This is a genomic window from Haloechinothrix salitolerans, from assembly GCF_042662605.1.
Classification (GTDB): Bacteria; Actinomycetota; Actinomycetes; order Mycobacteriales; family Pseudonocardiaceae; genus Haloechinothrix_A; species Haloechinothrix_A salitolerans.
On sequence record NZ_JBHSXX010000001.1, the window covers coordinates 4,444,489 to 4,462,753 of the forward strand.

23 protein-coding genes are annotated in these 18,265 nt (G+C 69.0%); 9 read left to right on the forward strand and 14 right to left on the reverse strand.

What is annotated here, in order from left to right:
* Positions 1-99: 99 nt before the first annotated feature.
* The 7 genes from lgt to ACFQGD_RS21105 form a co-directional block, all read right to left on the reverse strand.
* The gene (lgt, locus tag ACFQGD_RS21075) at positions 100-1,164 is read right to left on the reverse strand and encodes a prolipoprotein diacylglyceryl transferase (RefSeq protein WP_345397457.1); all 1,065 of its coding nucleotides are present in this window, start codon (positions 1,162-1,164) and stop codon (positions 100-102) included.
* Positions 1,161-1,964, reverse strand: a complete 804-nt coding sequence (trpA, locus tag ACFQGD_RS21080) for a tryptophan synthase subunit alpha (RefSeq protein ID WP_345397460.1) — start codon at positions 1,962-1,964, stop codon at positions 1,161-1,163. The genes lgt and trpA overlap by 4 nt, the downstream gene beginning before the upstream one ends.
* Positions 1,961-3,196, reverse strand: coding sequence for a tryptophan synthase subunit beta (gene trpB / locus ACFQGD_RS21085; protein WP_345397463.1), 1,236 nt, complete (start codon positions 3,194-3,196; stop codon positions 1,961-1,963). The genes trpA and trpB overlap by 4 nt, the downstream gene beginning before the upstream one ends.
* Complete coding sequence (gene trpC / locus ACFQGD_RS21090; protein ID WP_345397466.1) at positions 3,175-3,984, reverse strand: indole-3-glycerol phosphate synthase TrpC; 810 nt, start codon at positions 3,982-3,984, stop codon at positions 3,175-3,177. Before trpC ends, trpB begins: the two co-directional genes overlap by 22 nt.
* Before the next feature lie 129 nt (positions 3,985-4,113).
* The gene (locus ACFQGD_RS21095) at positions 4,114-4,716 is read right to left on the reverse strand and encodes a Trp biosynthesis-associated membrane protein (protein WP_345397469.1); all 603 of its coding nucleotides are present in this window, start codon (positions 4,714-4,716) and stop codon (positions 4,114-4,116) included.
* A complete protein-coding gene (locus tag ACFQGD_RS21100; RefSeq protein WP_390183333.1) occupies positions 4,709-6,256 on the reverse strand; it encodes an anthranilate synthase component I in 1,548 nt (515 codons plus the stop codon). The genes ACFQGD_RS21095 and ACFQGD_RS21100 overlap by 8 nt, the downstream gene beginning before the upstream one ends.
* Before the next feature lie 63 nt (positions 6,257-6,319).
* Positions 6,320-6,667, reverse strand: a complete 348-nt coding sequence (locus ACFQGD_RS21105) for an antibiotic biosynthesis monooxygenase family protein (protein ID WP_345397475.1) — start codon at positions 6,665-6,667, stop codon at positions 6,320-6,322.
* Positions 6,668-6,770: 103 nt separating this feature from the next.
* Here ACFQGD_RS21105 and ACFQGD_RS21110 point away from each other — a divergent pair, with 103 nt between their 5' ends.
* Positions 6,771-7,403 carry a TetR/AcrR family transcriptional regulator gene (locus ACFQGD_RS21110; protein ID WP_345397478.1) on the forward strand — a complete coding sequence of 211 codons (633 nt, stop codon included), beginning with the start codon at positions 6,771-6,773 and terminating at the stop codon, positions 7,401-7,403.
* A gap of 164 nt (positions 7,404-7,567) precedes the next feature.
* On the opposite strand, the gene hisI is transcribed toward ACFQGD_RS21110, so the two are convergent.
* Positions 7,568-7,921, reverse strand: coding sequence for a phosphoribosyl-AMP cyclohydrolase (gene hisI / locus ACFQGD_RS21115; RefSeq protein ID WP_345397481.1), 354 nt, complete (start codon positions 7,919-7,921; stop codon positions 7,568-7,570).
* Entirely contained in the window at positions 7,918-8,691 is a 774-nt protein-coding gene (hisF, locus tag ACFQGD_RS21120; RefSeq protein WP_345397484.1) for an imidazole glycerol phosphate synthase subunit HisF, read from the reverse strand. The genes hisI and hisF overlap by 4 nt, the downstream gene beginning before the upstream one ends.
* A gap of 92 nt (positions 8,692-8,783) precedes the next feature.
* Here hisF and ACFQGD_RS21125 point away from each other — a divergent pair, with 92 nt between their 5' ends.
* The 4 genes from ACFQGD_RS21125 to ACFQGD_RS21140 all read left to right on the forward strand — a co-directional run bounded on the left by ACFQGD_RS21125 (position 8,784) and on the right by ACFQGD_RS21140 (position 11,276).
* Positions 8,784-9,353 carry a TetR/AcrR family transcriptional regulator gene (locus ACFQGD_RS21125; RefSeq protein ID WP_345397487.1) on the forward strand — a complete coding sequence of 190 codons (570 nt, stop codon included), beginning with the start codon at positions 8,784-8,786 and terminating at the stop codon, positions 9,351-9,353.
* Positions 9,354-9,415: 62 nt separating this feature from the next.
* On the forward strand, positions 9,416-10,132 hold the full coding sequence (locus tag ACFQGD_RS21130; RefSeq protein ID WP_345397490.1) for an ABC transporter ATP-binding protein: 717 nt from the start codon (positions 9,416-9,418) through the stop codon (positions 10,130-10,132).
* A 5-nt stretch (positions 10,133-10,137) separates the two neighbouring features.
* Complete coding sequence (locus ACFQGD_RS21135) at positions 10,138-10,872, forward strand: ABC transporter permease (RefSeq protein WP_345397891.1); 735 nt, start codon at positions 10,138-10,140, stop codon at positions 10,870-10,872.
* Positions 10,873-10,889: 17 nt separating this feature from the next.
* Entirely contained in the window at positions 10,890-11,276 is a 387-nt protein-coding gene (locus ACFQGD_RS21140) for a PPOX class F420-dependent oxidoreductase (protein ID WP_345397493.1), read from the forward strand.
* Positions 11,277-11,294: 18 nt separating this feature from the next.
* On the opposite strand, the gene priA is transcribed toward ACFQGD_RS21140, so the two are convergent.
* From priA to ACFQGD_RS21155, 3 genes are all read right to left on the reverse strand, one after another.
* Positions 11,295-12,026 carry a bifunctional 1-(5-phosphoribosyl)-5-((5-phosphoribosylamino)methylideneamino)imidazole-4-carboxamide isomerase/phosphoribosylanthranilate isomerase PriA gene (gene priA / locus ACFQGD_RS21145; RefSeq protein ID WP_345397496.1) on the reverse strand — a complete coding sequence of 244 codons (732 nt, stop codon included), beginning with the start codon at positions 12,024-12,026 and terminating at the stop codon, positions 11,295-11,297.
* Positions 12,027-12,165: 139 nt separating this feature from the next.
* Positions 12,166-12,798, reverse strand: coding sequence for an imidazole glycerol phosphate synthase subunit HisH (gene hisH / locus ACFQGD_RS21150; RefSeq protein ID WP_345397499.1), 633 nt, complete (start codon positions 12,796-12,798; stop codon positions 12,166-12,168).
* 10 nt (positions 12,799-12,808) lie between these two features.
* Positions 12,809-13,981 (reverse strand): MFS transporter, encoded by a 1,173-nt coding sequence (locus ACFQGD_RS21155; protein ID WP_345397502.1) that lies wholly within the window; start codon positions 13,979-13,981, stop codon positions 12,809-12,811.
* A gap of 171 nt (positions 13,982-14,152) precedes the next feature.
* Between ACFQGD_RS21155 and soxR the strand changes: the two genes are divergently transcribed.
* The gene (gene soxR, locus ACFQGD_RS21160) at positions 14,153-14,614 is read left to right on the forward strand and encodes a redox-sensitive transcriptional activator SoxR (protein ID WP_345397505.1); all 462 of its coding nucleotides are present in this window, start codon (positions 14,153-14,155) and stop codon (positions 14,612-14,614) included.
* Positions 14,615-14,622: 8 nt separating this feature from the next.
* On the opposite strand, the gene ACFQGD_RS21165 is transcribed toward soxR, so the two are convergent.
* On the reverse strand, positions 14,623-15,183 hold the full coding sequence (locus tag ACFQGD_RS21165) for a TetR/AcrR family transcriptional regulator (RefSeq protein WP_345397508.1): 561 nt from the start codon (positions 15,181-15,183) through the stop codon (positions 14,623-14,625).
* 136 nt (positions 15,184-15,319) lie between these two features.
* Between ACFQGD_RS21165 and ACFQGD_RS21170 the strand changes: the two genes are divergently transcribed.
* From ACFQGD_RS21170 to ACFQGD_RS21180, 3 genes are read left to right on the forward strand one after another with little or no spacing between them, the layout of a single operon-like run.
* The gene (locus ACFQGD_RS21170) at positions 15,320-17,473 is read left to right on the forward strand and encodes an MMPL family transporter (protein WP_345397511.1); all 2,154 of its coding nucleotides are present in this window, start codon (positions 15,320-15,322) and stop codon (positions 17,471-17,473) included.
* A 54-nt stretch (positions 17,474-17,527) separates the two neighbouring features.
* A complete protein-coding gene (locus ACFQGD_RS21175) occupies positions 17,528-17,749 on the forward strand; it encodes a ribbon-helix-helix domain-containing protein (RefSeq protein ID WP_345397514.1) in 222 nt (73 codons plus the stop codon).
* Positions 17,750-18,097 (forward strand): type II toxin-antitoxin system PemK/MazF family toxin, encoded by a 348-nt coding sequence (locus ACFQGD_RS21180; RefSeq protein ID WP_345397517.1) that lies wholly within the window; start codon positions 17,750-17,752, stop codon positions 18,095-18,097. It begins immediately after the preceding gene.
* Between the two features lie 3 nt (positions 18,098-18,100).
* On the opposite strand, the gene ACFQGD_RS21185 is transcribed toward ACFQGD_RS21180, so the two are convergent.
* On the reverse strand, positions 18,101-18,262 hold the full coding sequence (locus ACFQGD_RS21185) for a hypothetical protein (RefSeq protein ID WP_345397520.1): 162 nt from the start codon (positions 18,260-18,262) through the stop codon (positions 18,101-18,103).
* Positions 18,263-18,265 lie beyond the last annotated feature (3 nt).

Genomic DNA, 18,265 nt, shown 5'->3' on the forward strand with positions numbered 1-18,265 from the left:
GTCCGTTATGTCCGTATATTTTCGTCACTGAGGGCGCAAGGTTGATCAACTGAGCGACGTGGGTGTGCTCGGCATCATTGGGGTGGGTGGCGACAGCCGTTAGCTGTCGGAGGTGCGCTGTTCGCTCCGCTCCGCGTCGGACTCGGTGGGCTCGCCGCTGGCGGCGACATCGGAAGCATCGCTGTCGCTGGACCGCCGGCCATCGCTGGGCCCGTCGCCGTCGCTGGACCGGTCGCTGTCGCCGTCTCCGGTGTCAGTGCCGGACTCCGCCGACACCACCTTGCCCTGCGCTACCTCCGGTGCTTCCCTGCCGCGTTTCCTGGTGAGCACCAGGTACGTCACCGCACCGAGGAACACCAGCGCCGAAACCCACACGTTGATGCGTACACCGAAGACGTCGGTCGCCGGGTCGCTGCGCATCATCTCGATCCAGAACCGACCCGCCGTGTATCCCGCGACGTAGAGCGCGAACACCCGGCCCCCACCGAGCCGGAAGCGGCGATCGGCCCACACCAGCAGCACCGCGACACCGAGGTTCCACAGCAGCTCGTACAGGAACGTCGGGTGTACGACGGCGATGACATCGCCGGTCGACTCGCCGAGCAACTGGTCGAGCTGGCCGGTTTCCGGATTGATCCGCTGGTAGATCTCCAGGCCCCACGGCACGTCAGTCTCGCGGCCGTAGAGTTCCTGGTTGAAGTAGTTGCCGAGCCTACCGATGGCCTGCGCGACGACGATGCCAGGCGCGACGGCGTCCGCGACCGCTGGCAGCGGGATGCCCCGTGTCCGGCAGGCGATCCACGCGCCGACAGCACCGAGGGCGATCGCGCCCCAGATGCCAAGGCCGCCATCCCAGATCTTGAGGGCATCGATCGGGTTCGCGCCCTCACCGAAGTACCGGTGGTAGTCGGTCAATACGTGGTAGAGCCTGCCGCCGACCAGGCCAAAGGGGACAGCGAAAACCGCGATGTCGATGATCGTGCCCTTGGTGCCGCCACGTGCGACCCAGCGCCGGTCACCCCACCAGATCGCGACGATGATGCCCGCGATGATGCACAACGCGTAAGCGCGGATGGGCAGCGTGACGAATCCGAGGTCGAGTTGCCACACACCCTGCGGCGGGCTGGGGAAGCTGGCGAGGACGGGGCCTGCTGCGATGTTCACGGCGCTACCGTAGCGTGTCCCGATTTTCGCCGGACGCCCCCGGCGAGTTCTTCAGCGAGCGCACGAACCGCGCCCGTGTCCTCTTGGGCAGCGGTGACGAACGCCGAGCCGACGATCACAGCGTCGGCGAAGCTCGCGACCTCGGCGGCCTGGTCGCCGGAACGCACCCCGAGACCGACACCGATCGGCAGGTCGGTGTGCGCGCGGGCACGCCGCACCAGCTCGGCGGCCCCCGCCCCGACCGACTCTCGAGCGCCGGTCACACCCATGACCGCGGTGGCGTAGACGAACCCGGACGACGCCTTGGCCGTGCGAGCGAGACGTTCCTCCGAGGACGACGGCGCGACCAGGAAAATTCGGTCAAGGCCGTGGCGCTCGGAGACGTCGAGCCAGTTCTCGGCCTCGTCGGGGATCAGGTCAGGGGTGATCAGGCCGTGGCCACCCGCCGCGGCGAGGTCACGCGCGAAGGAGTCGACGCCGTAGTGGTGCACCGGGTTCCAGTAGGTCATCACGACCGCGTGGCCGCCGTGGTCGGTGATGGTTTGTACGACGTCGAACGTCTCGCGCAGCCGAAAGCCGTTGCGCAGCGCGGTATCGGCGGCGGCTTGGATCGTCGGGCCATCCATGACCGGATCGGAGTACGGCACGCCGACCTCGACGAGGTCGCAGCCGCCGTCCAGCATGGCGATCAACAGCTCTCGCGACTCGGCCACGGTGGGGTACCCGGCGGGCAGATATCCGATCAGCGCCGCCCTGTCCTCGGCCTTGACCCGCGCGAACAGTGTGTTGAGTCCGCTCACGACTCCTCCACGTAGCCGAAGTGCTTCGCGGCGGTGTCCATGTCCTTGTCGCCACGGCCGGACAGGTTCACCACGATCAGCCCGTCAGGGCCCAGTTCGCGACCAAGGACCAGCGCCCCGGCTAGCGCGTGCGCCGACTCGATCGCCGGGATGATGCCCTCGGTGCGAGAAAGCAATTGGAACGCGTCCATCGCCTCGTCGTCGGTGACCGAGCGGTACTCGGCACGGCCGGTGTCCTTCAACCAGGCGTGCTCCGGCCCGACCCCCGGATAGTCCAGGCCCGCCGAGATCGAGTACGCCTCGATGGTCTGGCCGTCGTCGTCCTGCAACAAGTATGACAGCGCACCGTGCAGCACACCGGGTGTGCCGTGCGAGAGCGTCGCGCCGTGCTCGCCGGAGTCGATGCCGTGCCCACCGGGTTCGAACCCGACAAGCCGGACGTCCGGGTCGTCGATGAAGCCGTGGAAGATGCCGATGGCGTTGGAGCCGCCGCCAACGCACGCCGCGACCGCGTCCGGCAGCCTGCCCGCCTTCTCCAGGATCTGACGGCGAGCTTCCTCACCGATGACCGTGTGGAAGTTGCGCACCATCATCGGGAACGGGTGCGCCCCTGCCGCCGTGCCGAGTAGGTAGTGGGTGGTGTCGACGTTGGTGACCCAGTCCCGCAGCGCCTCGTTGATGGCGTCCTTGAGGGTGCGTGAGCCGGTGGCGACAGGGATGACCTCCGCGCCGAGAAGGTTCATCCGCGCCACGTTGAGCGCCTGCCGCTCCGTGTCGACCTGGCCCATGTAGACGGTGCACTCCAGGCCCATCAGCGCGCACGCCGTGGCGGTGGCGACGCCATGCTGCCCGGCGCCGGTCTCGGCGATGACCCGCTTCTTGCCCATCCGCTTGGTGAGCAGCGCCTGGCCCAGCACGTTGTTGATCTTGTGGGAGCCGGTGTGGTTCAAGTCCTCGCGCTTGAGGAAGATCCGCCCGCCGCCCGCGTGCTCGGCGAAGCGAGGCGCCTCGGTCAGCAGCGACGGGCGGTTGGCGTAGTCCCGCAGCAGCCGGGTGAACTCCTCGACGAACGCCGGGTCCCGCTGCGCCTTGTCGTACTCGGCGGCGAGTTCGTCCAGCGCGCCGATGAGCGCCTCCGGCATGAACCGGCCGCCGTAAGGGCCGAAGTGTCCCCGCTCGTCCGGGTCGTGCGGGTTGCGCTGCTGCTCAGTCACCGGGCGGGCCTCGGACACGCCGGGTGCGAACCCGCCGTCACTAGCTGCACCAGCGCCGATTTCGGGTCGTCGCTGGCGACAAGTCCCTCACCGACGAGGACGGCGTCGGCGCCGTGGCCCGCGTAGGTCATCAGGTCGCCAGGTCCGCGTACGCCGGATTCGGCGATCTTGAGCACGTCTGGCGGCAGGCCGGGCGCGAGACGGCTGAAGACGTCGCGATCGACCTCGAGGTTGTGTAGGTTGCGGGCGTTGACGCCAATGACCCGCGCGCCGCTTTCCAGCGCCCGGTCGGCCTCCTCGGCGTTGTGCACCTCGACCAACGCGGTCATGCCGAGCGACTCGACCCGATCCAGCAGCGCGGCGAGGGCGTTTTGCTCCAGCGCCGCGACAATCAGCAATACCAGATCAGCGCCGTGCGCCCGCGCTTCGTGCACCTGGTACGGGCTGACGATGAAGTCCTTACGCAGGAGGGGGACGTCGACGGCGGCGCGCACCGCGTCCAAGTCGGCAAGCGACCCGCCGAACCGCCGCTGCTCGGTGAGCACGCTGATGACGCGCGCGCCAGCGTCGGCGTAGTCGACGGCCAATGCCGCGGGGTCGGGCAGCTCGGCGAGCTGCCCTTTGGACGGGCTGCGTCGCTTGACCTCGGCGATGACGCCGATGCCAGGCTCCTTCAACGCGGCGATGGCGTTTCGCGGCTCGGGGGCCTTGGCGGCCCGCTGCTTGAGCTCGTCGAAGGGCAACGCCTTCTCTCGCTCGGCCAGGTCCTCCCTGACCCCGGCGATGATGTCTTCCAGCACGCTCACCGGGCGCCCTCACGCTCTACCGGATCGGACACAGTGCTCGCAAGCTCGATCACAAAACCTTTCCCTTCCCGCCGCAAAGATGCTACCCCGCGCATTTCGGCCGATCCCCGCCCGGGGGGCGGGAACGGACTACGACCCCGACGTCGGATCCTCGCCGTCCGACAGGGCCCGCCATAGGTCCTCATCCGAGTCCCTAACTGGGGATTCGCCGCCCGGCGCCGAGTACCTCGCACCGAGCCGCGGCATCTCGGGACCACGCGCCACCAGTACCACTCCCGCGACCACCAACAGCTGGGCGCCGGTGAACGCGGTGATCGGGCCGCGCACGGTGCGCTCTGGGTCGCCGGAACCGTCATAGCCTGGAAGCGAACCAGACCACTCGATCTCATACCCGCCGTAGAAGGCGAACCACACCGCGAGCAGGCCCACCAGCGCGAGCCCCGCACCGAGCACGCGCCGTGCTTGGCCCGGCAATCCGAGTGCGGCGGCAACGGCCGCGAGGGTGAACACCGCCATGGGAACCAGCCACCCGACGAAGTCGGCACCGTTGAGGTCATCAACGGCGCGGCCGCCGACCAGCCGCCCTGGCGGCACCTCGACCCAGGTCAGCCGCGATGAACCCCAGAACGCGAGCGCGCTGAGCAGCAGCAGCGCGATAGTGACCAGCAGGCTCCGCTTGGCGGGTCGCCTCGCGGCGGCTCCGGTGTTCGGGGCGCCAGCACCATCAGCCACTGGGATCTCGCATGGTCGCGGCGGCCGCGACGGCCGAGAGCACCGTGCGCGCCTTGTTCAGCGACTCGTTGTCCTCGTAGTCCGGGTCGGAATCGGCCACCACTCCCCCGCCCGCCTGCACGTAGGCGGTGCCGTCGCGCATCAGCGCGGTGCGGATGGCGATGGCGGTGTCGGCGTCGCCCGCGAAGTCGAAGTAACCGACGACGCCGCCGTAGAGGCCACGGCGGGTGGGCTCCAGCTCCTCGATCAGCTCCATCGCCCGCACCTTCGGCGCGCCGGTCAGCGTGCCTGCCGGGAAGCAGGCGGCGACGGCGTCGAACGCGGACTTGTCGTCGGCGAGCTGTCCGGTGACGGTGGACACGAGGTGCATCACGTGGCTGTAGCGCTCGATCGCGAAGAAGTCCACCACGTGTACGGTGCCCGGTTTACACACGCGGCCGAGGTCGTTGCGGCCGAGGTCGACCAGCATCAGATGTTCCGCGCGCTCCTTATCGTCGGCGAGGAGGTCCTTGGCGAGCACCGCGTCCTCGTCGGGGTCCTGTCCGCGCCACCGCGTACCCGCGATCGGGTGGGTCGTCGCGCGACCGTCGCGCACCGTGACCAACGATTCGGGGCTCGACCCCACGATGTCGAAGGAAATCTTGTCGCCCTCGGTGTCGAACCCGTCCAGCCGCAGCAGGTACATGTACGGACTCGGGTTCGTGTTGCGCAGCACACGGTAGACGTCGAGGGCGTCGGCGTCGGTGGTCATCTCGAACCGCTGCGAGGGCACCACCTGGAACGCCTCGCCCGCGTGGATCGCCTCGACCGCTTCCAGCACGGCCTTGTGGTAGTCCGCCTTGTCGCGGCGACGGGTGAACTCCGGCGTCGGCCGCTCGAACATCGCCGTCGTCGGCGGCGCCTGGGTAGCGAGCTGCTCGGTCATGACGTCGAGCCTGCGCACGGCGTCGGAGTAGGCGGCATCGACCCGCTCCGGCGAGTCGTCCCAGTTGACGGCGTTGGCGATGAGCGTGACCGTGCCCTCGTGGTGGTCGAACGCGGCCAGGTCGGTCGCGAACAGCATGATCAGCTCGGGGATGCGCAGGTCGTTCTCGGCCAGCTCCGGCAGCCGTTCCAGCCAGCGCACCGCGTCGTAGCCGATGTAGCCGACCAACCCGCCGGTCAGCGGTGGCATACCCGGTAGTGGCTCGGTGTGCAGGACATCCAGGGTCTCGCGGAGGACATCCAGCGGGTTTCCCTCGGTGGGCAGGCCGACCGGCGGGGTGCCGAGCCAGCACGCCTGGCCATCGCGCACGGTGAGAGCGGCGGGGCTGCGCACGCCGATGAAGGACCAGCGCGACCACGACTCACCGTTCTCCGCCGACTCGAACAGGAACGTGCCTGGCCGGTCCCGCGCGAGCGTGCGGTATAGCGCGATCGGGGTCTCCGCGTCGGCGAGCAGGGTCCGAACCACGGGGATGACCCTGCGGGACGCGGCGAGCGAGGCGAACTCCGCCTTGCTCGGGCTCACCTCACCCAGGGCGCGACCGGTACTGACCATGGACGTCATTCTGCCGTCAGTGGGGTGTTCCGTGTTGGTCGGGTGCTCGCGAGCGGCACCCGCTCAGGGCCGGGTGAACTGGTAGGCGCGTTCGACCTTGGCGACATGGACGGCGAACGACTCGTACCAATGATGACGGCCGTCCGCTCTGGTCTCGGCGTGTTCGGCCTGGTCGCGCCACGCGGCGATGGATTCCTCGTCTCGCCAGTACGAGACGGTGATGCGCAGGCCGGCCGCTCCGCGTGCGGTGTCCACGCCGAGGAAGCCGGGCTGCTCGTGGGCGAGCTGGAACATGCGCTCCGCGCGCTCGGTGTAGCCGTTGTCGCCGGGCGTTCGTGTCGAGGTGAAGACCACCGCGTAGTAGGGCGGTTCGGGCGGGGACATCGGACGCTCGGGAGACTGCGCAGTCATGCCGCCAGTGTGGCAGGGTGCGTCGTCGCATCGGCAGTGGTTTTCCGGGTGGCGGTCACGGTGGTGACCGGCGGCGCACTCCCGATGCGGGATGATGGACACCGTGAGCGACGAAGCAACGGCGGACGCGGCGGGCGGCACCACAGGCACGAAGCGCCGGGGACGACGCCCCGGCGGCGGCGATACCAGGGGCGCGCTGATCGACGCGGCGCGTGAGGTGTTCGCCGAATCGGGCTACGACGGCGCGACCGTGCGGGGTATCGCGCACCGCGCCGGGGTGGACGCTGCCATGGTCAACCACTGGTTCGGCAGCAAGGAGGGCCTGTTCGCCGAGGCGGTGCTGCAACTGCCGTTCAGCCCGAGAGACCTGGTCACGCAGCTGCTCGACGGCGACCAGGACACGCTGGGCGAGCGGATCGTGCGCACGTTCGTCACCACGTGGGACTCGGCGGGCGGCGGCACGTTCGCCGCGATCGTGCGCAGCGTGACCAGCCACGAGCAGGCCATCCACCTGCTGCGGGACTTCTTCATCCGCTACATCTTCAGCGAGGTGCTGCGCTCGACCGGCTCCGACCAGCAACTGTTCCGCGCGACACTCGCGGCGTCGCAGATGATCGGGCTCGGCATGGTCCGCTACGTCGTCCAGTTCGAGCCGCTGGCCTCGGCGGACATCGACACCCTCGTCACCGCCATCGCGCCGACGTTGCAGCGGTACCTGACGGGGACGATCGACTGAGGGGCTCACAAACTCGAACCTAGCGCCACCAATCCACCATGGTGTAACGAAATGGCGACCTCGTCCCGGGGAGACCCAACCGGGCAGGCCGAGGCTTTTTCTTCCGTCCGGCGCCCGTTGAGCCCCCTGATGACGAGCAGCGATGACGTCAGAGAAGGGGGGGCTCACTCCCGAGCCAGCAGCACCCGCTCGTCGGTGTCGAAGCACGTGGGCGCACCGGTGTGGCACGCGGGACCGACCTGATCCACGCGCAGTAGCACCGCGTCACCGTCGCAGTCAATGCGCACCTCGCGCACATGCTGCGTGTGCCCCGACGTCTCCCCCTTCACCCAGAGTTGCTGCCTGCTGCGGGAGTAGTACGTCGCGCGGCGGGTGGTCAGCGTGCGGTGCAGCGCCTCGTCGTCCATCCACGCCAGCATCAGGACGTCACCGGTGGCGTCGTCCACCGCGATCGCGGCGACCAGGCCGTCCTCGGTGCGCTTGAGTCGCGCCGCCACCGCGGGATCGAGCGAGCTCACCGAACGACCACCCCAGCCTCACGCATCGTCGACTTGACCTCGCCGATGGACAACTCCTTGAAGTGAAACACGCTCGCCGCGAGTACCGCGTCCGCTCCCGCCTCGATGGCGGGCGGGAAGTGTGCCAGCTCGCCCGCGCCACCGCTGGCGATCACAGGCACCCGCACGGCGGCTCGCACCAGGCGGATTAGCTCCAGGTCGAACCCGGCTTTGGTGCCATCGGCGTCCATCGAGTTGAGCAGGATCTCACCGACGCCTAGTTCCTCACCGCGCACGGCCCATTCGACGGCGTCGATGCCAGTGCCCTTCCGGCCACCGTGTGTGGTGACCTCGAACCCGGACGGCGTCGGTTCGCCAGCCGCTGGCACTCGCCGCGCGTCCACCGATAGCACGATGCACTGCGAGCCGAACCGCCGCGACGCCTCCCGCAGCAGCTCGGGGCGCGCGATCGCGGCGGTGTTGATGCTGACCTTGTCCGCTCCCGCGCGCAGCAGTTTGTCGACGTCTTCGGTACCGCGGACACCGCCGCCCACGGTGAGCGGAATGAACACCTGCTCGGCGGTGCGCCGCACGACGTCGTAGGTAGTCTCGCGATCACCGGACGACGCGGTGACGTCGAGGAACGTCAGCTCGTCCGCACCCTCGGCGTCGTAGAGCCGCGCGAGCTCGACCGGATCGCCCGCATCCCGCAGGTTCTCGAAGTTGACGCCCTTGACGACCCTGCCCGCGTCGACATCAAGACACGGGATCACCCTTACCGCGACGGACATGCTCACGAGCGTACTGGCGCGCCTATGCCCGGCTGCGCGGGCGGGGCAACGGCATACGCTTGATCACACGTAGGCGATGTGGAGGACGGCGCATGGCGAAGGCGGGACGGCGACCCGGACAGACCGAAACCCGCGAGCAGATCCTGGCCGCGGCCCGCGGCCTGTTCGCCGAGAACGGCTTCGACGCGACGACGATTCGTGCGATCGCGGCCGAGGCCGGCGTCAACGCCGCCCTGATCCACCACTTCTTCGGCTCCAAGGACCAGGTATTCGTCGCGGCGCTGGCGCTGCCTGTCAACCCCGCGGACGTCATCAGACAGGCGGTCGCGGGTCCGCGCGAGCAGGTCGGCGAGCGGCTCACCCGATTCTTCCTCAGCGTGTGGGGCGACGACGAGGCGAGACAACCGTTCCTCGCGCTGCTGCGCTCGATCGCGTCGAACGAGAACGCCGCCAGGATGATGCGTGAGTTCCTGCTCCGGACGGTGGTGCGTCCGATCGCGGCGGAGTTCGGTATCGGCGAACTGGCGATGACGGCGACATCAGCCCACCTCGTAGGCATCGCGATGCTGCGCTACGTGGTGCGCGTGGAACCCATCGCCTCAGCCAGCGACGACGACGTCATCGCGACCGTCGCCCCGGTGATCCAGCACTACTTCGACTGACCCGCGGCCGCATGACGCCTACCGCTTGACAGCGGCCATTCAACGCGCGCAGAATTAAACGCATGGATAATTCCGCTGTCGTGGTCAACGACCTCCGCGTCCAGCGCGGCGGCCGCGACGTCCTGAAGGACATCAGCTTCGAGATCGAACGTGGCACCGTCACCGGCCTGCTTGGTCCGAGCGGGTGCGGCAAGACCACCCTCATGCGTTCGCTGGTCGGGGTGCAGATCGTCGAGAGCGGCGACGTCACCGTGCTCGGTAGACCCGCTGGCCACAAAGACCTGCGCAGCCGCATCGGCTACAGCACCCAGAACCCGGCGATCTATCCCGACATCACCGTCACCGAAGCGCTGACCTACTTCGCCTCGGTGTTGCGCGCACCGGCCGACGACGTCGCTCGGGTGATCAACGAGGTGGACCTGACGTCGCACGCCGACGCGATCATCGGCCAGCTCTCCGGTGGCCAGCTCAGCCGCGCCAACCTCGCCGTCGCGCTGCTCGGCAATCCCGAGTTGCTGATCCTGGACGAGCCCACCGTCGGCCTCGACCCGGTGCTGCGCGACGAGCTGTGGGAGCTGTTCGCCGGGCTCGCCGCACGCGGGGTGACGCTGCTGGTCTCCAGCCACGTCATGGACGAGGCCACCCGCTGCGAACACCTGCTGTTACTCCGCGAGGGCGAACTGCTCGCCGCCAACTCCCCCGCCGAACTGCGCGCTCACACCGGCGAAGCCGACCTGGAACGCGCCTTCCTCCGCTTGATCAAGGACACCGTGTCATGACCGTCTTGAACCCCACGATCACGCTGGCCACCACGCGCCGCATCCTCACCCAGCTACGCCACGACCACCGCACCCTGGCGCTCATGATCATCATGCCATCGGTGCTGCTCGCGCTGCTGCGCTACGTGTTCAACGACGAGCAGCAGTTCAGCCGCGCCGCGCCCGCGCTACTCGCGGTGTTCCCGTTCGCGATCATGTTCATTGTCACGTCGATCACCACGCTGCGGGAGCGCACCACCGCGACGTTAGAACGGCTGATGACGATGCCGCTGGCCAAGCTGGACCTGCTCTTCGGGTACGCCATCGCGTTCGGTCTGGTCGCCGTCGTTCAGGTTGTCGTCGCGATGGTGACCTCGCTGACCTGGCTCGGCCTCGACATCACCGGTTCGGTATGGCTGCTCGGCGGGATCGCGGTGCTCGACGCGCTTCTCGGCACCGCTCTCGGACTGTTCGCGAGCGCGTTCGCCCGCACCGAGTTCCAGGCGGTGCAGTTCATGCCCGCGTTCGTGATGCCACAGGTGCTGCTGTGCGGGCTGTTCGCACCGCGCGATGAGATGGCCACCGTGCTGGACTGGATCTCCGACGTCATGCCACTGTCCTACGCCGTCGATGCTCTCACCCAGGTCACTCACTCGACGGAGATCGACGGCACACTGGTGAAGAACCTCCTGATCGTGGCGGCGTGTGCGCTGGCGGCACTGGTACTCGGGGCGGCCACGCTGCGCCGAAGGACGCCGTGAGTCGCTAAGCTGGCGGCATGCCCACCGCGCTGCGTCGCCTCGCCGACGAGAAGTACGTCCAGTTGACCACTTTCCGCCGCGACGGCACACCTGTGCCGACGCCGATCTGGGCGGTCGCCGACGACGGTGAACTGTTCGTCTGGACCGAGCGGAACTCCGGCAAGGTCAAGCGCCTCCGCAACAACCCGCGCGTCGAGGTCACGGCTTGCGACCTGCGCGGCAAGCGCACCCACGGCGAGTCGGTGAGCGGCACCGCGCGACTGCTCGACGACGCCGAAACCGACCGGGTGCGCAAGCTGCTCGGTCGCAAGTACGGGGTGCTCGGATTCCTCGGCGTGGTGGGCAGCATCCTGCGCGGCGGCAAGAAGCGCACGATCGGCGTCGGGATCACGCTAGACGACTGAGGCGCCGGGAGACCCGCGCTACCGGACGGCGGCGAGCGCCTCCGGTAGCGTGAACGCCCCCGCGTACAGCGCCTTGCCGACGATCGCGCCCTCGACGCCGTCGCCGGTCAGCTTCGACAGCGCTACGAGGTCGCCGACGCTCGATACCCCGCCGGACGCGATCACGGCGGCGTCGGTACGGGCGCACACGGCGGCGAGCAGGTCAAGGTTCGGTCCGCGCAGCGTGCCGTCCTTGCTGACGTCGGTGACGACGTAGCGCTGCGCGCCGTCCGCGTCCAGCCGGGCGAGCACCTCCCACAGGTCGCCGCCGTCCTTGGTCCAGCCGCGCGCGGCGAGCCGGTGGCCCTCGTCGGTGATCCGCACGTCGAGGCCGATGGCGACCCGGTCGCCGTACTCCGCGACCACCCGCGACGTCCAGTCCGGATCCTCCAGCGCCGCGGTGCCGAGGTTGACCCGCCGCGCGCCGGTCGCAAGCGCGGCATCCAGCGAGGCGTCGTCGCGGATGCCGCCGGAGAGCTCAACATGGACGTCGAGCTTGCCGACGACCTCGGCGAGCAGTTCCCGGTTCGAGCCCTTGCCGAACGCGGCGTCGAGGTCGACAAGATGAATCCACTCGGCGCCGTCGCGCTGCCAGGACAGGGCGGCGTCCAGCGGCGCGCCGTAGGTGGTCTCGGTTCCGGCCTCGCCTTGGACCAGGCGCACGGCCTGGCCATCGGCGACGTCAACAGCGGGGAGCAGCGTCAAAGTCACGGTGTCTCACTCTAGCGGTTGGTCCAGCCGCCCAGTCGGGGGACGGGGCCGCCCTGAGCTTGCGAGGGGTGGTCGTGGGCGCCGGCTTACAGTCGTGGCGGCTGGACCAGAGCTCGCAATCACCGGCGAGTGGCGCGGGTTACGAGAGAGTGCCCAGCCAGTTGCGCAGTACCTGGGCACCGGCGTCGCCAGACTTCTCCGGGTGGAACTGGGTGGCGCACAGCGCGCCATTCTCGACGGCGGCGACGAAGTCCTCGCCATGGTGGGCCCAGGTCACCTTCGGCGCTTGGCCGGTCAGTCCCGACTCCAGCTCCCACGTGCGGGCGGCGTAGGAGTGCACGAAGTAGAACCGCGTGTCGGCGTCGAGCCCGGCGAACAGCACCGAGTCCTCGGGAGCGCGCACGGTGTTCCAGCCCATGTGCGGCAGGACGTCCGCGTGCAGGCCGTCCACGACACCCGGCCACTCGCCAAGGCCCTCGGCCTCGTCGCCGTGCTCGACACCGCGCTCGAACAGGATCTGCATGCCGACGCAGATGCCGAGCACCGGCCTGCCGCCCGCGAGGCGCTTGCCAACGATCTTGTCGCCGCCAACCTCGCGCAGACCTGCGATGCAGGCGCTGAACGCGCCGACACCCGGCACGACGAGCCCGTCGGCGTTAAGCGCGGCATGCGGATCGGACGTCACCTCGACGTCGGCGCCCGCGCGCCGCACGGCACGCTCGGCGGAACGGAGATTGCCCGACCCATAGTCCAAGATCACGACTCGTGTCACGGCTACCAGCCTACTTCCCGCCCTTGGCCGCGGCGGACACCGGCAACACGGCGAGCGCGAGCAACCCAAGCGCGCCGAACGCGACCGGGTAGCTCGTCGTGGCCGCTACCGCGCCTACGGCGACGGCCCCGGCACCTTGACCGGCATCGAACGCGACATTCCACGCAACGCTGGCGTGCGCGGGCGACACCCGCGCGAACATCAGCACCAGTGAGTCGTTCTGCACCATGCCGAACCCCGCGCCGTAAATAGCGACGCAGACCATGGCGACGATCATCGCCGCCATAGTCGCGACACCGGTGCCGCCCGCGAAACCAAGCAAACCCACCGCCACCGCCGCGATCCCGGCGAGCAACAGCCTCCCTGCCGTCGCGGCGCGGTCGCCCCACATGCCTGCGAGCCACCGTCCGCTCAGCGCGGTGGCCGACATCAGCAGCAGTGCGGCCGAGCCCAGCGCGGGGATGTCCGCGAACACCAGCGGCAGGAACGTGACCATCGCCCCGAACGCGATCGAACCCGCCAGCATCGGCAGCCACGGCCGCCACACCGACGCGGCGGCAGCGGTGGCTGGCTGGCTCTCGGTGTGGTCGTCCCGCTGGCCGCGCGGCAGCACCACCATCGGCGCGACCGCCAACAGCGGCAGCGCGAAGCCCGCCGCGAACACCGGCGTGAACCCGGCGTACTCGGCGATCGCGGTGCTCGCTGGCAGGCACACCAGCAACGGGAGGCCCACCGCCAGGCCGTACAACCCCGACCCGCGCCCGAGCGAGCCCGCTGGCAACAGTTCGGCGATCAGCGCGCTGCCGCAGACCGTGACGATGCCAAAGCCGAGCCCCCGCACGCCGGAGATCGCCAGGATCGGCTGCCACGTCGTTGACAACGCCAGCAGCGGCACCGGACCGCCAATCAGTAGCGCACCGACAATCGACATCGCGCGGTATCCGAAACGCCGCACCAGGCCGGTCATCAGCAGCTGCGCCAGCACCGTCGTCGCCATGAACACGCCGGTCACCGCGCCAGCGGCGAACTCGCCACCGCCATTGCGGACCACCCACAGCGGCACGACCGAAACCAACAGGGAGAACCCGGCGAACAGCCCAGCCGACGCGAGTAGCAACGCCAAAAACCGGCCGTTACGCAACGGCGACACGGCCTCCGGGTGGCTCAACGACTTAGCGGGCACATTTCAGTCCTACACTCCAGTGCAATCGAGTATTCCGACGAGTGGGACACCGCGCCGTGTCCGACACTCACGCCGGTGTGTTCGGCACTCCTGCCTTCGTGTCCCCCGTTCCCGACGCCGTGTTCCCCCTCGAACTTCGACTTAACTGGAGGTCATGGCTAAGCTGGTGACGTGACGGCACTCGCGCACCATCTCACGATCGGACAGGTCGCCGAACGCAGCGGCGTCCCGCACACGACATTGCGATTCTACGAGGACCGCGGCTTGATCAGCGCCGAGCGCACGACGGGCAACCAGCGCCGTTATCCGCGTGCCACGCTGCGCCGCATCGCGTTCATCCGGTCCGCGCAGCGCGTCGGGCTCAGCCTGGACGATATCGCGGAGGCACTGTCGACGCTGCCCGCGCATGGCGCTCCCACCAAGGCGGACTGGACGAAGCTGTCGAAGCGGTGGCGCAACGAACTGGACACCAGAATCGACGCGCTGCAGCGGCTCCGCGACAGCCTTACCACCTGCATCGGGTGTGGGTGCCTGTCGCTACGGGCGTGCGGGCTGTTCAACCAGGACGACCAGCTCGCCGAGTACGGCCCTGGCGCACCGAAGTTGAAGGCGGCGTCCGAAGGCGGGATCTGACCGACTCGTCATCGCCGCCGGGGCCTGCCGACGGCGCGGCTTCCCGCGTCGAGCAGGGCGGTGCGGAGCTGGTCGTCATCGAGATCGGCCACCTCGGGCGCGCCGCCGGTTCCTGACATGCCCAGCGCCGCGACGAACGCCGCCACCCGAGCCTCCGGCGTGGGTTCCGGCCCGACCAGCACCGCGATCATCCGCTCGGCCACCCCGCCATACTCGCGCACCGACGCCTCGACGATCCGCTGCAACCCGGGGTCACCGTTGAAGAGCCGCACCAGTGTCCGGTGGCGGATGATCACGTCGGCAAGGCCGTCGAGCATCGTGTCGACCCGCGCGCCGTGCCGCCGTTGCGCCTCGGCCGCGGTGACCGCTGCCCGGAGGTCGCGCAGCCCCGGCTCGATGACGGCGTGAGCGATCTCGTCCTTCGTCTTGAAGTAGTAGTACACGGCGGCCTTGGTGACGCCGAGCGCGTCGGCGATCTTCTGCAACGACGTGCCCTCGACGCCGTGCTCCGCGTAGAGCCCGAGCGCCGTGTCGAGCAACCGCCCCCTTGTGTCGACCGCCTCGGTCATGACCGCCTCCTCGCCTCGACGTCCCTACGCCTCGTGCGTCCGGTCACATGCTAGCCGAACGGCTTGTCGACTACTAGCCGAATGGCTAGCGTCGAACGTGACAGCCCTTCGCACTCTCCCGCGATCGGAGACAGCCGTGGCCACCCTCCTGCACCGGATTGGACGTTTCTCATTCCGGCACCGCGTCCTGGTGACCGGCGTCTGGCTCCTGCTGCTAGCCGTGGTCGGCATGACGTCGGCGACGCTGTCCGGCGCGATGACCAACGCCGTGTCGATACCCGGAACCGAGTCGCAGCGGGCTATCGACCAGCTCGAAGAGCGTTTCCCGCGGGCGGCGGCCGGGGCGACGGCGCGCGTCGTCATCGCCGCACCGGAGGGCGAGACGCTCACCGATCCCGCCAACGCTCGTACCGCCAAGGCGGTGCTGGCTGAGGCGCGTGACGCTGCTGGGGTGGTCGACGTCAGCGACCCGTTCGCCACCCGCTCCCTGTCGCCGGACGGCCGGATCGCGCTGGCACGTGCCACCTACGACGTCCAGCCGTTCGAGGTCACCGACGCGCAGCGCCAGGAGCTGCGCGACGCGGCGCAGCCGGGCCGCGACTCGGGGCTGCGGGTCGAGTTCGGCGGCGACGTCATCGCGGGGGCACCGGAGACCGAACCCACCGAGGTCATTGGCGTCGCGGTCGCGGCGGTAGTGCTCGCGATCACCTTCGGCTCGCTGCTGGCGGCGGGACTGCCGCTGCTCACCGCGCTGATCGGCGTCGGTGTCGGCATGGCGGGCATCGCGACGGCATCCGGGTTCCTCGAGCTGAACGCGAACACGCCGGTGCTGGCGCTGATGATCGGGCTCGCGGTCGGCATCGATTACGCGCTGTTCATCGTGTCGCGCTACCGACATGAGTTGGGCAACGGCCGCCCGCCGGAACAGGCCGTCGCACACGCCGTGGGCACGGCCGGGTCGGCCGTCGTGTTCGCGGGATTGACCGTGATCATCGCGCTGGCTGGACTGACCGTGGTCGGCATCCCGTTCCTGGGCGAGATGGGTCTCGCGGCGTCGCTCACCGTCGCGGTCGCGGTGCTCATCGCCGTCACGCTGCTGCCCGCCGTGCTGGGCTTCGCGGGACGTCGTGTGCTGGCACGACGTCTTCCCGGCCTGCGCAAGCTCGGACAGGGCACCGGCGACACACTGGGACAACGCTGGGCCCGGTTCGTCGCGCGCCGCCGTTCGCTCGTGCTGATCGCGACGGTCGGGGCGCTCGCCGTGGTGGCGATCCCCGCCGCGAGCATGCAGCTCGGGCTGCCAGACGATAGCATGGCGCCGGAGGACTCCACGCGGCGCGCCGCGTACAACCTGATCAGCGAGGGCTTCGGCGAGGGCGCCAATGGGCAGCTCACCATCATCGTCGACGCCACGGACAACGAGGCCGCGCGGCAAGCCGCGGGCAGGATCGCGGAACTGGACCACGTCGCCACGGTGACGCCACCGCGGACCAATCCGGCAGGCGACCTCAGCGTGTTCAGCGTGATCCCGGAGACCGGCCCGAGCAGCCAGGCGACACACGACTTGGTCACCGCCATCCGCGACCTGCGTGAGTCGACCGGCACCGACCTCGCGGTGACCGGGCAGACCGCGATGAACATCGACGTCTCGGAGAAGCTGTCGGACGCGCTGCTGCCGTATCTGACACTGATCGTCGGACTAGCATTTGTGCTGTTGATGCTGGTGTTCCGCTCGATCGTGGTGCCGGTGAAGGCGGCGCTCGGGTTCCTCGGCTCGGTGGCGGCGACGTTTGGCGCGGTCGTCGCGGTGTTCCAGTGGGGCTGGCTGACCGACCTGCTCGGCGTCGACGCGACCGGCCCGATCATGAGCATGCTGCCGGTGCTGCTCATCGGTGTCCTGTTCGGACTCGCGATGGACTACCAGGTGTTCCTGGTCACGCGAATGCGCGAGGAGTACGTGCACGGCGCTGCCCCAACCACGGCGATGGTGACCGGCTTCCGCCACAGCGCGCGGGTCGTCGTCGCCGCCGCGTTGATCATGATCAGCGTGTTCGCCGGGTTCGTGCTGTCCTCGGAGACACTGATCCAGTCAATCGGCTTCGCGCTCGCGTTCGGCGTCGCGGTGGACGCCTTCGTCGTGCGGATGACGCTGGTGCCCGCCGTGATGTCGCTACTCGGCAGGGGCGCCTGGTGGCTGCCGCGCTGGCTGGACCGGGTGCTGCCCACGGTCGACGTCGAAGGCGAGGCGCTGGCGAAGCCGCAGGCGGAGCGGGAGCACGCGCGAGTGTGAGCGGGGTGCTGGCTTCGCTTGCTACTCAGATACTACCAGCGGTAGCATCATGGTATGAAGGTAAGCGTTAGTCTTCCGGACGAGGACGTCGCGTTCCTCGACCGCTACAGCCGGGAGCATCACATCGGGTCACGATCAGCCGCGCTGACCAGGGCCGTGCAGTTGCTCCGGGCATCGCAGCTTGGGCCTGCGTACGCGGACGCGTGGCGTGAGTGGGAGGAATCAGGCGAAGCCGACGTCTGGGATACCACAACCGCCGACGGTTTGGCGTCGTAGATGCTCCGTGGCGACATCTACCTGGCCAATCTAGACCCAGCCCAGGGCGCGGAGGTCAACAAGCGACGGCCAGTGGTCATCGTCAGCAACGACGGCGCCAACACCACCGCAGCACTTTCGCGGCATGGCGTGCTCACCGTCGTTCCCATCACGTCGAACGTCGCCAAGGTGTATCCGTTTCAGATACTCCTGCCCGCCGACGAAGTCGGACTGAACCGCGACTCGAAAGCACAAGCAGAGCAGGTAAGATCGATCAGCGTGGGACGTCTGGGCGCGCAGGCAGGGCGGTTGACACCCGGCCTGCTGAATGAGCTGGACGACGCGCTGCGCCTCCATCTCAGCCTGTAGCCGCTACAGCGAGAACCACCACACCGCCGCGCCGCCTGCCGCGAGGACGGCGGCGACGAGCAGCACCATCGCCATGCCTTTCGCCGTCTTCCAGCTGGTGTAGACCCCACCCAGCAGGAACCCCGCGAGCGCGATCAACACGACAATGACGACTTCGGATGGCACGAC